General features: G+C 67.5%; 8 protein-coding genes. 2 read left to right on the forward strand and 6 right to left on the reverse strand.

Going from position 1 to position 15190, the window contains the following annotated elements; genetic code table 11:
* Positions 1 to 60: 60 nt before the first annotated feature.
* The 4 genes from JAO74_RS07680 to JAO74_RS07695 are packed head-to-tail and all read right to left on the reverse strand — an operon-like array spanning position 61 to position 8973.
* Positions 61 to 2388, reverse strand: a complete 2328-nt coding sequence (locus tag JAO74_RS07680; protein ID WP_332908750.1) for a GH92 family glycosyl hydrolase — start codon at positions 2386 to 2388, stop codon at positions 61 to 63.
* On the reverse strand, positions 2385 to 3803 hold the full coding sequence (locus tag JAO74_RS07685) for a glycoside hydrolase family 125 protein (RefSeq protein ID WP_199036663.1): 1419 nt from the start codon (positions 3801 to 3803) through the stop codon (positions 2385 to 2387). Before JAO74_RS07685 ends, JAO74_RS07680 begins: the two co-directional genes overlap by 4 nt.
* Entirely contained in the window at positions 3800 to 6352 is a 2553-nt protein-coding gene (locus JAO74_RS07690; RefSeq protein ID WP_199036664.1) for a glycoside hydrolase family 3 C-terminal domain-containing protein, read from the reverse strand. Before JAO74_RS07690 ends, JAO74_RS07685 begins: the two co-directional genes overlap by 4 nt.
* The gene (locus JAO74_RS07695) at positions 6349 to 8973 is read right to left on the reverse strand and encodes a beta-mannosidase (RefSeq protein WP_199036665.1); all 2625 of its coding nucleotides are present in this window, start codon (positions 8971 to 8973) and stop codon (positions 6349 to 6351) included. Before JAO74_RS07695 ends, JAO74_RS07690 begins: the two co-directional genes overlap by 4 nt.
* Positions 8974 to 9217: 244 nt before the next feature.
* Between JAO74_RS07695 and JAO74_RS07700 the strand changes: the two genes are divergently transcribed.
* Positions 9218 to 9955: a GntR family transcriptional regulator gene (locus JAO74_RS07700; RefSeq protein WP_199036787.1), complete on the forward strand. Its 738-nt coding sequence runs from the start codon at positions 9218 to 9220 to the stop codon at positions 9953 to 9955.
* Positions 9956 to 9994: 39 nt separating this feature from the next.
* A complete protein-coding gene (galA, locus tag JAO74_RS07705) occupies positions 9995 to 12886 on the forward strand; it encodes a beta-galactosidase GalA (protein WP_199036666.1) in 2892 nt (963 codons plus the stop codon).
* A gap of 34 nt (positions 12887 to 12920) precedes the next feature.
* Here the strand turns inward: galA and nagA are convergent, their stop codons facing one another.
* Both nagA and JAO74_RS07715 read right to left on the reverse strand, forming a co-directional pair.
* A complete protein-coding gene (gene nagA, locus JAO74_RS07710; protein ID WP_199036667.1) occupies positions 12921 to 14054 on the reverse strand; it encodes an N-acetylglucosamine-6-phosphate deacetylase in 1134 nt (377 codons plus the stop codon).
* Positions 14051 to 15106, reverse strand: coding sequence for an SIS domain-containing protein (locus tag JAO74_RS07715; protein ID WP_199036789.1), 1056 nt, complete (start codon positions 15104 to 15106; stop codon positions 14051 to 14053). Before JAO74_RS07715 ends, nagA begins: the two co-directional genes overlap by 4 nt.
* Positions 15107 to 15190 lie beyond the last annotated feature (84 nt).

The raw sequence follows: 15190 nt of genomic DNA on the forward strand, positions 1-15190 counted from the left end.
AAGCAACCCAGAACGTCACTTGCGGGGCTCTGGGTTGCTTCGCTGCGCTCGCAATGACGGTCATGCCGTCGGGGCGGGGCGGCCGAACGAGGGTGGGCGGTCGGCGTGGGCGGCACCGAAGGTCAGGTTCGGCTTCGTCCCCATCGTGAAGCGCAGGCGGCCGCCCTTCACCAGATCGGCGTGGCTGATCCAGTTGCGGGTCCATGGCTTGCCGTTCCATTGCACCGACTGGATGTAGGGCGTATCGGCACGGTTGCCGGGTGCCTCGACGACCAGCTTGCGGTTGCCGGGCAGTTGCACTGTCGCGCGTTCGAACAGGGGTGAGCCGAAGACATACACCGCCTCGACCGGATCCACCGGATAGAAGCCGAGCGCGGACAGGACGAACCATGCGCTCATCTGGCCGCAATCGTCGTTGCCGATCATGCCGTTGGGATCGTTCTTGTACATCTCGGTGCAGAGACGCCGTACCATGGCCTGCGTTTTCCACGGCGTGCCGGCATAGGCGTAGAGATAGGCGGCGTGCTGATCCGGCTCGTTGCCGTGCGCGTATTGGCCGACCAGCCCGGCGATGTCGGGCGGGGCGTTGGCGGGGAGGGTCGAGGGCGCGGTGAACAGGGCGTCGAGTTTCGCTTCGAACGCCTTGTCGCCGCCGAAATGGGCGATCTGGCCGTAGATGTCGTGCTGGTTCAGGAACGTCGCCTGCCAGCCATTCGCCTCGGTATAATCACGCCACCAGGGTTTAGGCATATGGCCGAGCTGGATCGGGTCGTACGGCGTCCACCAGCTGCCATCGGCGAAGCGCGGGCGGGCGAAGCCGATCGAGGCGTCCAGCACGTTGCGCCAGTTGCCCGATCGCTTCAGCAGGCGATCCGCGTCCGCCGTCCGGCCGGCGGCGCGGGCGAGGTGCGAGGATGCCCAGTCGTCATAGGCATATTCCTGCGTCCGGCTGACGCTTTCGAACCATTTGTCGGCGGGGACGTAGCCCAATCGGTCGTACAGGTCGCGACCCTTGCTGTTGTCGAGATCGGGGGCGGTGAAATCGAAGCTGCGTCTGGCGATCGCGGGCCAGGCAGCGGCATAGTCGGCCTCGATCCCTTTGGACTGCGCCTCGGCGAGAACGGAGACGCCGTGCCAGCCGATCATCGTGCCGGTTTCTACCCCCTGCAATGGCCAGACCAGCGGGCCATAGGGGCTTTGCTGCGTTTGGCGGATCATGTCGGCGACGAGGCTCTTCACCCGGACCGGCGCGATGATCGTCAGCAGGGGATGGAGCGCGCGGTACGTGTCCCACAGCGAATAGGTGGAATAGGCGGCCTCGCCCTTCGGCACGGTGTGGACCTGCCGGTCGAGTCCGACATAACGGCCGTCCACGTCTGAGAAAAGCGTCGGCGCCAGCATGGAATGATAGAGCGCGGAGGTCATGATCGTGCGCTGATCGGCGGTGCCGCCCTCCACCGCGATCGAACCCAGATGCGTTGCCCAGCGGTTGCGGGCGGCGGCGAGCGTGCGGTCGAAATTCCAGTCGCGGGCTTCGGCGGCGAGGTTCGCGCGCGCGCCGATGACATCGACCGCGGAGATGCCGCAGCGGATCAGGATCGGAGCAGCGCCGGCATCGTCGTAATGCAGCACCGCCTTCAGCCGGTTACCCTTGATCGCGGTCGTGCCGGCGGGTTGCTCGGTATCGCCGTCGCCATAGAAGGTGATGCGGGTCGGGCGGCGCGACAACTGCATCGCGAAATGGAGGCGGCGGCCCTTGGCCCAGCGATGGACGCGGCGGCTGCCGGTCAGCGTGCCGTCCGGATCGATCGCCATGGAGGCGTCGGTAATCAGCGGTGCCTGATCCGACGTGTCGTGGATCAGATGCGACAGATCGACCAGGATATGCCCGGCGCCGGCGGGAAAGGTGTAGCGGTGCCAGCCGGTCCGCTCCGTCACGGTCAGCTCGGCGCGGACCCCCGATTCCAGTGCGACGCGGTAATATCCGGGTTCCGCATGTTCGGCGGAGAAACGCTGGCGATATCCCTTGTCGGGGTCGGTGCGCGGACCTGGCAGCAGCTGGACGGGGCCGGTCGTCGGCACCACCAGCACGTCGAGCATGTCGCCGATGCCGGTGCCCGACAGATGCGTATGGCTGAATCCCATGATCGAGGTGTCGGTGCGGTGATAACCCGAACAGGTATCCCACCGCTCGACATCGGTATCGGGGCCGAGCTGGACCATGCCGAACGGCAGGGTGGGGCCGGGATAGGTGTGGCCGTCGCCGCCGGTGCCGATGAACAGATTGGCTGTCACCTCGTCCCGCTTCGCGGCGATGGCGGGCAGCGGCAGGGCGGCGAAGGCCAGTGCGGAGGTGGAGAGCAGGGTGCGGCGGGTAAAATCGGTCACAGCGGTGCCTTCATCAATGCGGGGCGGGTGGCGGCGAGGTGGACGATCAGTTCGCCGAACAGGCCGTTCGCCCAGGCGAACCATTCGCGAGTGAATTTGGCGGGATTATCCTGATCGAACGCCTCGTGGATGAAGCCCGTGCCGCCATCGGTATCGCGCAACGTGCGCAGGCAGGCGAGGATCGTCGCATCGTCGGTGGCGGACAGCGCGCGGATCGTGAGCGACATCGGCCATATCTGGCCGGCGCCGACATGGGGGCCGCCGATACCTTCCGCTTTGGTGCCACGGAAGAACCACGGGTTCGCCTCGCTCCACGCGGCGTCGCGGGTGCGTTGCCATAGCGGGTCGGTAGGCGCGACGCAGCCGAGATAGGCGAGGCCGGAGAGCGAGGGCACGTTGGCGTCATCCATGAAGACGGCGTTGCCATAGCCATCGACCTCATACGCCCAGACCTCGCGACCGTCCTTCAGCCGCATCGTGCCCCATTGACGCAGGGCCGCCTCCACCTCGGTGGCGAGCGTGGTGGCTTCGGTGGCGAGGGTGGTATCCTGCCGGGCTTCGCTGGCAACTGTTGCCAGTTCGCGCAACGCGCTGACCGCGAACAGATTGGCGGGGATCAGGAAGGGGTAGAGGCAGGCGTCATCGGAGGGGCGGAAGCCGGAATGGATCAGGCCGACCGGCCGCGTCGGGTTGCCGTGGCCCCACAGCAGCGTTTCGGTCGGCTGCGGCGCGCTGCGGCGGAAGCTGTAGGGGGCGGGGCCGTCCTTTCGCTGTTGTTCGCGGAAGGTGCGGATGCTGGTGCGGGCGGCTTGTGCCCAGGTGGCGTCGAACGGTCGCGGATCGCGCGTCGCCTGCCAGTATCCATGCGCGAGGCGCATCGGATAGCAGAGCGAATCGATCTCCCATTTCCGCTCGGCCACGCCGGGTTTCATCGTGGTTTCGTCGGTCAGCGCCCAGCCGAGATTGGTCTTCGCGGTCGGGTCTTCCATGAAGGCGTTGGCGTACGGGTCGATCAGGATCGAGCGTGCCTGCCGGGCGATCAGGCCGCTGAACAGCTCGCCCAGCTTCGGGTCGTTGCGGACCAGATGGAGGTATGGCTTCACCTGCGCGGCGGAGTCGCGCAACCACAGGCAGGGGATGTCGCCGGTGATGACGAACGCATCGGGCTGGCCGCCGATGGTGCCCATCTTCACCGTCGTATCCAGCGTGTTGGGATAACAGTTGCCGAACATCCAGCGCAGTTTCGGATCGGCGATCAGCTTCGAGACGCGCACGATCTCGCGCTCGACGGCGGGGCTGGTGAAGCGGCGGTCGGCGCGTGCGGGGCGCTTGTCGGGGAAGGCGGGCGCGGCGAAGGCGGGGGTGCCGGCGAGCGCAAGGCCGCCTGCCAACACCATGCGGCGATCGATCGTCATTTCGGCAGCTCCGTCGCGGTGCCGGTGATGGTCAGGTCGACCCATGCACCGGGTGCGGTGTCCGGCTGGCCGCCGCCTACAAACAGGCGGTACTGGCCGGGGACAACCGAGCGGGTGCCGTCACGTGATACGGTGCTCATCGCGCGGGGATCGAGCGTGAAGGCCACGCGGCTGGCCTTGCCGGGGGTGAGCGACAGGCGGCGGAAGCCGACGAGCTGGCGTTGCAGCACCGGGGTCGTGATGCCGGTTGCGGCACCGGCGGGCGGCACCAGATACACCTGCGCCACCTCGTCGCCGGCGCGCGCGCCGATGTTGGTCACGTCCGCCTCGATCGTCAGGCTCGCACCCGCCGTCACCGTCGCGGTTGGTTGGCGCGCGACATAGCCGAACTTCGTGTAGCTGAGGCCGTAGCCGAAGCCCCAGAGCGGCGTGCCGGTGAAATAGCGATAGGTGCGTTCCTTCATGCCGTAATCGACGAACGCGGGCAGGTCGCTGGTCTGCCTGTAGAACGTCACCGGCAGGCGACCGGCGGGGTTGTTGCGACCGGCCAGCGTCTCGGCGATGGCGGTGCCCCCCGCCTCGCCCGGATACCAGGCGGTCAGGATCGCGTCGGCGGCGGCGGGATCGACCGCCACGGCGCTGCCGCTGGTCAGGACGATCACGAGTGGCTTGCCGGTCGCCTTCAACGCGGCGAGCAGGCGCTGTTGCGGCAGCGGCAAGGCGATGTCGGTGCGGTCGCCGCCGACGAAGCCGGGGACGCTGACCGACAGCGCCTCGCCCTCCAGATCGGGTGACAGGCCGACGACGGCGACGATCGCATCCATGCCCTCGGTCGCCGCCACGGCTTCGCGCAGCAGCGGTTCGGCGGGGGGCAGCCAGAGCAGGCGGATGCCTTCGTCTTCGCTATGGTGTTGCAGTTCCAGAGCGAACGGCACGGCGCGGCCGTCGCTGGTATACGGAATTTCGATGCGGCCGCGCTTCACATCGCCGTCGGCGAGCGGCTTGCCATCGATCGACACGCGCACCGCGTCGTGGCGGGTGCAGTTCTTCCAGCAGGCCGGTACATCGACGACGAGGCGATAATCGCCGGGGCCGGGGGGAACGAATTCACCCGACCAGCGGACCCCGAACTGCGTGCCCAATTGCGACAGCGGGCTGGCGCGATTGTGATCGACGTCGATGCGGCGTTCCTGCCGTGTCGCGACGGGGGTGCCGATCAGGTCGGTGGCGGCGAAATATTCCGCCTTCAGCCCGGTCCTGCCGGCGCTGCGGAATGCGGTTTCGGGGATGACGACCGCGGCGCCATCGGCGAGCAGCGATCCTTGCGCATAGCGGACGTTCGTCGCGCCGAATTGCGCGCGGATGCCGTCGAGCGGTGTGACGGGGGCGATGGCGGTGCCGTGGTAATTGGCCTGCAACACGCCGAGATCGTCGGCATCCGCACCGATTACCGCGATGCGTGCGCCGGGTTTGAGCGGCAGGCGATCGGCGTCGTTCTTCAGCAAGACGATCGACTTGCGTGCCGCCTCAAGCGCCAGCGCGTGATGGGCGGGGGCGCCGAGCGCGGACGGCTTGACCCGCCGCCACGGGTTCGCCGCGCCGAATGCGATGCCTAACGCGCGGCGGGCTTCGAGCGAGCGGGCGAGCGCGGTGTCGATCTCCGCCTCCGTCACCAGTCCGCGCGATACCGCCTGCGGCAGGGCGGCATAGGCGGTGCCGCAGTTCAGGTCGGTCCCGCCCTTTACCGCGGCGGCGGCGGCGGCGGCGGCGTCGAGGCGGTAATGGTGAAACAGGTGGATATTGGCGATCGCATCGCAGTCCGACACGGTGAAGCCGGTGAAGCCCCAATCCTTGCGGATGCGATCGATCATCAGCGGCGCACTGGCGCAGGCGGGGGTGCCGTGGATCGAATTGTACGCACACATCAGCGACTGTGCCTTGCCCTCCGTCACGGCGAGGCGAAAGGCGGGGAGGTAGGTGGCCTCCAGATCCTGCGGACTGGGATCGACGTCGAAGCTGTCGCGACCGGCCTCGGGGCCGCTGTGCACGGCGAGGTGCTTGGGCGTGGCGATGACCTTGGGGTGCGCGGCATCCGGTCCTTGCAGGCCAGTGACGAAGGCGACGCCCAGTCGGCCGGTCAGATAGGGGTCCTCGCCATAGGTTTCCTGGCCCCGGCCCCAGCGCGGATCACGGAAAATGTTGATGTTGGGCGACCAGATCGTCAGCCCTTCATAGATGCGTCGGTCCGCATCGACGGGCTGCGCGTTGAACTTCGCGCGCGCCTCGGTCGCGACGACATCGCCGATACGGTGGATCAGGTCGGTATCCCATGTCGCGGCCATGCCGATCGCCTGCGGAAAGACGGTGGCATGGCCGTTGCGGGCGAGACCGTGCAGCCCCTCGTTCCACCAGTCATAGGCGGGCAGTTTCGCCTTGGGTTCGGCGGGCGCGGTGCTTTGCAGCTGTGCGGCCTTTTCCTCCACCGTCATCGTCGCGATGGCGGCGGCGATGGCCGGGTCGGCCGCCTGGGCGAGCAACATCCAGATCATCGGCGCGACCCCAGCGAGCGGACGGTCAGCGCGCGGGCCAGTGCGGCGGGGGAGGCGGTGGAAGCGATCGTCACGGTACGGCTTTCTCCGGGCAGCAGGTCGAAACCGTCGTCGGACGGTTGCGCGGCGGTATCGCCGAAATCGAGCATGATGGCACGGGCGAACGCCCCCGCCGTCACGGTGAGGTCACGGCCCTTCCATGCCACCGTAATCTTCGGGTCGGGATAGGCCATCGCCTTGGGCAATGCCCGTTCGACGATGGCGCGGCTGACGACGGCATCGCCGACGATCAGTTCGGCCACGGCATAGCTGGCGCCAGGCGCAGCGGTGCCGAACAGCGCGGCATCGTCCAGCGTCACGATGTCAGCCGCCGACAATGGTGCGAGCGTCGCGTCGCCGGTGCGTTCGCCCAGTGGCCGACCGGCCATGTCCATCGCGCGCACCCGCCAGCGCGCGGGCGTCGGCGTGGTGGCATCGGAAACGAGCGCGATCCGTGTCCTGCCATCGTGCCGCTCGGCGACGATCGCCTGCGGTGCGAAGAAGCGGCGGGTTTCGTACTGGAGCAGCTTCCAGCGGCCATCATGGTCGATGCTCGCCCATGATATCGCCGGCCACACATCGTTCAACTGCCAGTAGAGCGACCCCATCGTCACCGGGCGACAAGCGCGGTGGTGGAGCGCCGCCATGCCGATCGCCTGCGCCTGATTGACCTGGCTGAGATAGACAAGATCGGCGAAATCGCGCGGTTCGCCGAGACGCTCGCGGATGTAGAACAACAGGCGTTCGTTACCCTCTCCGGCGAGGAATCGCTGATGCGCCTTCATCACCGGACTGTCGGCGGCGAGCGGTTTCGAATCCGCGAAGCCGCGGATCGTCGACAGGTCGGGCATCGCCTGAAACCCGTATTCCGACATGAAGCGCGGGCAACTGTCGAGGTAGCGTTCGACCGGCTTCGATCCCGACCATACGTCCCAGAAATGGCGGTCGCCATCCTTGTCGGTATCGGTCGGCCCCTCGTAATCGGTCGAGGGTGAGCCGGGCCAGTAGGGGACGCCCGGCGATTTCGCCGTCACCGCGCCGCGGAGGACGCGGTCGAACAGCACGGCCATGCCGACGCCGATGCGCTCCTGCTCGTCCGGTCCCATCGCCTTCTTGAATGCCTTGCGGTCGGACCAGTTCTCCCAGCCCGACAATATCTCGTTGCCGCCTGCCCACAGCACGATCGAGGGGTGCGATTGCAGGCGCGCGACCTGTTCCTCCGCCTCGATCCGCACATTTTCGCGGAACGCGGCGTCGGGGGGCGTGACGGCGCCGCCGAACATGAAGTCCTGCCACACCATCAGGCCCATCTCGTCGGCCATGTCGTAAAAGGCATCGTCGAGATAATAGCCGCCGCCCCAGACGCGGATCATGTTCATGTGCGTGTCGCGCGCGGCGGTCAGCAGCGGGCGCATCGTCGCGGGGGTGACGCGGGCGGGGAACATGTCGAACGGGATCAGGTTCGCGCCCTTGGCGAAGATCGCCGTGCCGTTGACGCGGAAGCCAAAGCTGCCGCCTTCGCGGATCAATTCGACCGTGCGCAGGCCGATGCGGCGTTCGGCGCTGTCCTCCACGGCGTCATCGCTCAGCAGCGAACCGGAGACGCGGTAGAGCGGTTGCTCGCCATAGCCGATCGGTTGCCATCGCTTCGGCTGCGCGACGGTCAGCGGAATGGTGACGCGGTTGTGGCCCGGTGCCAGCGCGACCTGTCGCAGCATCGGCGCGCCACCCTCCACCACGGCGCGCACGGTGGTGGTGCCGGGCTGGTCGGCGACGATGTCGAACACCGCCATCAACCGCGCCTCGATATCGGTCAGCGCTTCCTGTTCGACGCGAAATTCATCGATGCGGGCATTGTCCCACGCCTCCAGCCGGATAGGCCGCCATGGCCCGACCGCGAGGATGCGCGGTCCCCAGTCCCAGCTGTAATGATATTTCGGTTTGCGGATGTACGGCGAGGTCTGCTTGCCCTTCGGCTCGTCGCCGAACGCGCTGTCATATTCGCCGGGCAGCGGGTTCTTCTCGGCCAGCACCATCGGTTGCAGCGTGCGGATCGGCGCGGCGAAGGTGATGGTGATCGTGTTGTGGCCGGGCTTCAGGAAAGCCTTCGCATCGACCCGCCAGCGGCGATGCGCATTGTTCGCGGTCAGGAGCGGATGGCCGTTGACGTTCACCTTGGCGAAGGTGTCGAGGCCGTCGAACACCAGATCGAGATGATCGCGGGCCAGCATCGCGAGCGTCAGGTTCAGGGTGCGGGCATATTCCCAATCGGTCCGGCCGACCCACTGGATCGCTCCCTCGTTCGTGCCCTTGAACGGATCCGGGACGCGGGCGGCGGCGATCAGGTCCTGCTGGACGCTGCCGGGGACGGCGGCGGGAAACCATTTCGCCTCTCGGGGGTGGGCGGCGGCGGCGGTCGTGTCGGTCGGCGCGATGCGGACCTGCCAGCCATCGTTCAGGGTGGTCACGCTGCGCTGCGCGGCGGCGGCCGGCGCGGCAGCGAACAGCAGCGGCAACGCGGTCGATGTCGCCAGTCCCAACAGGAAGGTCGAGGTATGGATACCCGCAGCGGATCGCCGCATCATCATTCTCCAGGTACGCGCCTTTGGCGGACAGTTCGCTGGCGCAGGAGTGTAACCAATATAGGTCCATGCACAATAGTGACCGATACGTGCCGTCAGATCGCATTGTCTGATAGCCGGTTGTCGATCCGGCTTTGCTAGGACCAATCTATCCTTTGGCTGCCGTCGGTTGCCGCTCGCCACGGGTTCCGATACGCTGGTATCGACGATGAAGGCCGCGACCGCCTTCGATGAAGGGGGCAGGATGGCATTTTCCGACGAGGTAGGGCGGTTCAGGGAGGGCAATCCTTCGCCACTCTATCTGCAATTGCAGCAACTGATCCGCGACGCGATCGGTCGCGATATCCTGGCCCAAGGCGATGCGATTCCGGCCGAACGCGATCTGGCGGTCGAATATGACGTGTCACGCATCACCGTGCGCAAGGCGATCGGCGGGCTGGTCGAGGATGGGCTGCTGACGCGCCGCCGGGGCGCCGGCACGTTCGTGGCGGGACGCGTCGAGAAGAGTTTCTCCAAGCTGTCCTCGTTTTCCGAAGACATGGCGACGCGGGGCAAGACCGCGTCGAGCACCTGGATATCCCGCGCGGCGGGAACGGTGAACCCGGAGGAATCGATGGCGCTCGGCCTGTCGCCGGGAGCGCCGGTCTATCGCTTCCATCGTATCCGCTTCGCCGACGACGAGCCGATGGCGCTCGAGATGTCGACGATCGCGGGATATTGCCTGCCGTCGGTGCAGGCGGTGAAGGACTCGCTCTACGAAGCGTTGGGGCAGTCCGATTGTCGACCGGTGCGTGCCCTGCAGCGCCTGCGCGCAGTGCCGTTCGTGTCCGAACATGCGCGGATGCTGGGGGTCGATGCCGGCCATGCGGGCCTGCTGATCGAGCGGCGCGGGTTCCTGCGCGATGGCCGGGCGGCTGAGTTCACCCGGTCCTATTATCGCGGTGATGCGTATGATTTCGTTGCCGAGCTTTCCGATATCTGACGGCGTTCGCGCCACCAAATTACCATTCGGAGTATTGCCATGAACCGTCGCGAAATGCTGGTCGGCGGCGTCAGTGTTGGTGCGCTGACGACGGCGGACCGTGTGATGGCACGCGCGCCGGCGACCATGGCCGTATCAGGGTTGCCGATGCCTGAGCCGGATCGTGAATTGCCCAGGGCGCTGCCAGTGGCCGATCCAGGCCGCACGCTGCTGGAGCGGGGATGGCTGTTCCATCCGGGCGACATTCCGATGCCGGTGCCGGTCGGACACGAGGCCACCTATCTGCGTGCAAAGGCGGGCAACGCGGCGGGCGCCGCGGCGATGGCGTTCGACGATTCGGACTGGCAGTCAGTGCGGTTGCCGCATGACTGGGTCGCGGAACAGCCGTTCGTCGAGACGGCGAACCTGTCGCAAGGGTATCGGCCGCGCGGAATCGGCTGGTATCGGCGGACGTTGCGGCTGGACCCCGCCGATCGGGGCAAGACGCTGGAGCTGCATTTCGATGCGATCGCGACCAATGCGACGATCTGGATCAACGGTAGCATCGCGGCGCATAACTGGTCTGGCTACAATAGCGTCTATGTCGATCTGACGCCGTTCGCGCGCTTCGGCGACGAGACCAACGTGATCGCGATCCGCGTCGATGCGGAGGCGATGGAGGGTTGGTGGTACGAGGGCGGTGGCCTGTACCGGCATGTCTGGCTGGTGCGGCGGGCGCCGGTGGCGATCGCCACGGACGGCGTCCATTGCCATCCGCGCCGGGGAGCGGACGGCGGCTGGCAAGTGCCGGTGGTGGTGACGGTCGCGAGCATCGCGCGCGATCGTAGCGCGGCGTCGGTCGAGGTGCAGTTGCTGGATGCCGATGGGCGTCAGGTGGCGAGCGGACGGGCACCCGTGGAGGTCGCATCGCTCGACCGGGCGGAGGCGTCGGTGATGCTGGCGATGACCGCGCCCGTGCTTTGGTCGGTCGAGACGCCGACGCTCTATACCGTCGTCACGCGGCTGGTGCGGGATGGGGCGGCGGTGGACGAGCGGCGGATCGCGGTGGGGTTCCGCACCATCCGCTTCGATGCAGACAAGGGTTTCTTCCTGAACGATCGGCCGGTGAAGCTGAAGGGCGTGTGCCTGCATCAGGACCATGCCGGGGTCGGCGTGGCGGTGCCGGACGCGCTGATCCGCTGGCGGCTGGAACGGCTGAAGGCGATGGGATGCAACGCGATCCGCTGTTCGCACAATGCGCCGGCAGCCGAATTCCTGGACCTGTGCGACCGGATGGGCTTCCTCGTCATGGACGAGAACCGGTTGTTCAATCCGTCGCCCGATTACATGGCACAGCTCGAATGGCTGGTGCGGCGCGACCGCAATCATCCCAGCGTCATTCTGTGGTCGGTGTTCAACGAGGAGCCGATGCAGGCGACCGAGGCGGGTGTCGAGATGGTGCGGCGGATGGTGGCCACCGTTCGCCGGCTGGACGACGAACGCCCGGTGACGGCGGCGATGAACGGCGGTTTTTTCAATCCCCAGAACGTGTCGAGCGTGGTCGATGTGACCGGCTTCAATTACTATCAGGGCGATTACGACCGGTTCCACCAGATGTATCCGGATCGGCCGCTGACGAGTTCGGAGGACACCAGCGCGTTCGAGACGCGCGGCGCCTTTGCCAGCGATCCGAAGGGCCATGTGGTCACCTCCTACGATACGGAGGCGGCCAGCTGGGGCGATACGCATCGCAAGACGTGGAAGAACATCATGGATCGGCCGTTCGTGGCGGGCGGGTTCGTGTGGACGGGCTTCGATTATCATGGTGAGCCGACGCCGCATGAATGGCCGACGATCGCCAGCTTCTTCGGGATCATGGACTTGTGCGGCTTTCCCAAGACCGCGTTCGATATTCACCGCGCGCATTGGGTCGATGACCGCGCGGTCGTCGCTATCGCGCCGCACTGGACATGGCCGGGGCGGGAAGGGCAGCCGGTCAAGGTCTTCGTGACGAGCAATGCCGAACGGGTGCGGTTGACGCTGAACGGTCGCGACCTGGGCGAGCAGGCGGTCGACCGGATCATGGGGAACGAGTGGACGGTGCCCTATGCCACCGGCCGGATCGAGGCGCATGCGTCGAGCGGTGGCCGTGTCGTCGCGAGCGCGGCGCAGGAGACGGCGGGGGCACCGGTCGCGCTCCGGCTGACGCCGGCGCGCACGGTGATGGCCGGGGATGACGAAGATGTGCAGCCGATCACGATCGATGCCGTCGACGCACGCGGCCGGCATGTGCCGACAGCCAATCTGCCGACCCGCCTCACCGTGACGGGCGGCACGATCATCGGCGTCGGCAACGGCGATCCGAACAGCCATGAGCCGGAACAGGGCGGCGCCCGGTCGCTGTTCAACGGGCTGGCGCAGGTGATCGTGCGCGCCGGCACCGGGCGTGGGCGGATCGTGGTGGAGGCCACCGCCGCAGGGCTGAAGCCGGCGCGGCTGGCGATCGACCGGCTGGCGGTGTCGCCGCGAGCGCAGGTGCCGGCCACGGCAGCGGCGATGACCATCCGCGAATGGCGTCGATCACCGCTGTCTTCGACGCGGCCGTCGCCCGAACTGGCGCCGGCGGATGGCGACAACAACAGCTGGGGTTTCGTGAGGGGCAGCGCGCCGACGCCGGCGGACGAAGGCGGCTGGCGCGTCTATCGCACGGTGGTGACGCCATGGCGGCGGATCGCGGCCGATGGCGGCGTGATCCGTCTGGCGGCGGTCGGCGGACAGGCGGAACTGTGGATCGACGGCAAGCAGGTCGCGACGAAGACATCGGCGACGACCGGACCGATCGAGGTGTCGTTTCCGGCGGGCGCCGGGCCGCGTCGGATCGTGTTGCTGGTGAACGCAGCGGCGGGCGTGGCATCGGGGATCGTCGGGCCGGTGGCGTTGACGCGGAATTGATATCAGGGCGGTCCGTTGGGCCGCCCCGATCGCATCAGGCGATCGGCGTGCCGCCGATCCACGTGCCGGCCGGATAAAGGTCGGCGGTCAGCTGGACGAAATCGGCGCGCTTGCCGGGGGTGATCGTGCCGCGCTCGTCCGACAGGCGCAGGAAGGCGGCGGGTGAGGTGGCCGCCATCGCCGCGGCCTGTGCGACGCTCAGGCCGAGTCGCTCCACAGAATTTCGGACGGCGGCGGCCATGTCGAGGTCGGAACCGGCCAGCGTGCCATCGGGGCCGACGCAGCGGCCGTTTTCGACCGTGATCTGGCGACCCTGCAGCACGAAGTCCTTCGACGCGGCACCCACGCAGGGCATCGCGTCCGTCACCAGCATGAAGCGATCGATCGGACGGGCGCGCAGCGCGATGCGGAGTGCCGCGTCATGGACATGGAAGCCATCGACGATCAGCCCGCAATAGATCGACTGGTCCTCCAGCGCGGCACCGACGACGCCGGGCGCGCGCTGAACCAGCGGCGACATGGCGTTGTAGAGGTGCGTGACGCCGGTGATGCCATCGGCGATGCGATCGCGCGTCGTCTCGTAATCGCCGTCGCTGTGGCCGATGCTGACGATGACGCCCGCAGAGGTCAGCGTGTGAATTTCGGCCGAGCTCACCAGTTCGGGCGCCAGCGTCAGCATCACGCGGCCACGGCGCGGCCGCGTCAGCAGGTCCATCAGGTCCGGGCCGAGCCGGCGGAAGCGCGCAGGATCGTGGATGCCCTTGCGCGACAGGTTGATGACCGGTCCTTCGACATGGATGCCGACCACGCCGAGGACGCCCGCCTCGATCGCCGCATCGGTCGCATCGAGCGCGCGCTCGATCACCGCCGCCTCGTCGCTGATGAGCGTCGGGAGATAGCCGGTCGTGCCATAGGGCGCGTGAGCGGCGCCGATCGCCGCGATCGTCTCGACCGTGGGGGCGTCGTTGAACAGCACGCCGCCGCCGCCATTGACCTGCGTATCGATGAAGCCCGGCACCAGCCAGCCGCCGTCCAGATCGACGGTGTCGCCGCCTTCATGATCCGGCGATACGGCGACGATCAGGCCCGCCTTCACGGCTATCGCCGCGCCGGGCAGCACGCCGGCATCGGTGACGACATGGCCGTTGATGAAACGATGGAGCGTCATAGCGTGCGGGTAACCTTGCTGAGATGCTGCGGCGCGTCGGGGTTCAGACCGCGTGCGAGCGACAGGGCGTTGGCCATGCGATAGAAGCTCTGGATCATCAGGATCGGTTCGATCGCGGGATGGGCGGCGAGGGCAGGGGCGTCGCCGCCGCCATTCGCGCCGGCATCGGCGAGGGCGACACGCGCGCCGCGGGCGGCGAACTCGGCGGCGGCGTCGCGCACGCCGTCACCGGCCGTGTCGGACGTGGCGAAGGCGATGACGGGGAAGCCGTCGTTGACGATCGCCATCGGTCCGTGGCGCACCTCCGCCGCGCTGAACGCTTCCGCATGCAACGCACAGGTTTCCTTCAGTTTCAGGGCCGCTTCCTGCGCGATGCCGTAGCCCAGACCGCGACCGATCACGAACAGGTTGCGCGCATCGTGCAGCATCGCGGCCATCCCGGTCCATTCAAGGCCCCATGCCTGTTCGAGGCGGGTCGGCAATGTCGAGACCGCATCGGTCAGGGCATCGTCGCCGGACCAGTGCGCGACGATGGCGCTGAGGGCGGCGAGGGCGGCGATATAGGACTTGGTGGCGGCGACCGACTTTTCGGGTCCTGCCTTCAGCGCGATCAGCGTGTCCGCCGTTTCGGCCAGCGGCGATGTCTCATCGTTCACCAGCGCAACGACATGCGCGCCGGCGGCCTTGTAGGTGGCGACGGTGGCAAGCAGATCGGGGCTGCGGCCGCTCTGCGAGATGGCGATGCACAGCATGCCGATCGACCCCCTGGCGGGGGCGGCGGCATAGATCGAGGCAACCGATGGCGCGGCCGACGCGACGGGAACGCCCGTCATCGTCTCAATCAGATATTTACCATAGGTCGCGGCATGGTCCGACGATCCGCGGGCGCAGGTGACGACGACGGCGGGCGGTGTGGCACGAAGGCGTTCGCCCAGCGCGGTCAGCGCGGCGGTGTTGGCGGCAAGCATGCGCGACACGGCGGCCCCGGCCTCCGCCGCCTCACGGAACATCAACGTGGATTCGGGTGCGGTGGCGGTGGACGGGTCGGTCATGGCAATCACCCAAGGCTCCTTCGAATCGAGGGGCGGTCAGGGCCACATCCGTCGGGCAGGCAGGTCGGCAACCACCCGCAAGAC

The sequence above is a fragment of the Sphingomonas mollis genome (assembly GCF_016427505.1).
GTDB classification, from domain to species: domain Bacteria; phylum Pseudomonadota; class Alphaproteobacteria; order Sphingomonadales; family Sphingomonadaceae; genus Sphingomonas; species Sphingomonas mollis.

Coding starts and splice junctions, on each gene's coding strand:
- JAO74_RS07715 (WP_199036789.1), bottom strand. CDS start 15,106: ATGACCGACCCGTCCACCGCCACCGCACCCGAATCCACGTTGATGTTC.
- nagA (WP_199036667.1), bottom strand. CDS start 14,054: ATGACGCTCCATCGTTTCATCAACGGCCATGTCGTCACCGATGCCGGC.
- JAO74_RS07690 (WP_199036664.1), bottom strand. CDS start 6,352: ATGATCTGGATGTTGCTCGCCCAGGCGGCCGACCCGGCCATCGCCGCC.
- galA (WP_199036666.1), top strand. CDS start 9,995: ATGAACCGTCGCGAAATGCTGGTCGGCGGCGTCAGTGTTGGTGCGCTG.
- JAO74_RS07700 (WP_199036787.1), top strand. CDS start 9,218: ATGGCATTTTCCGACGAGGTAGGGCGGTTCAGGGAGGGCAATCCTTCG.
- JAO74_RS07695 (WP_199036665.1), bottom strand. CDS start 8,973: ATGCGGCGATCCGCTGCGGGTATCCATACCTCGACCTTCCTGTTGGGA.
- JAO74_RS07685 (WP_199036663.1), bottom strand. CDS start 3,803: ATGACGATCGATCGCCGCATGGTGTTGGCAGGCGGCCTTGCGCTCGCC.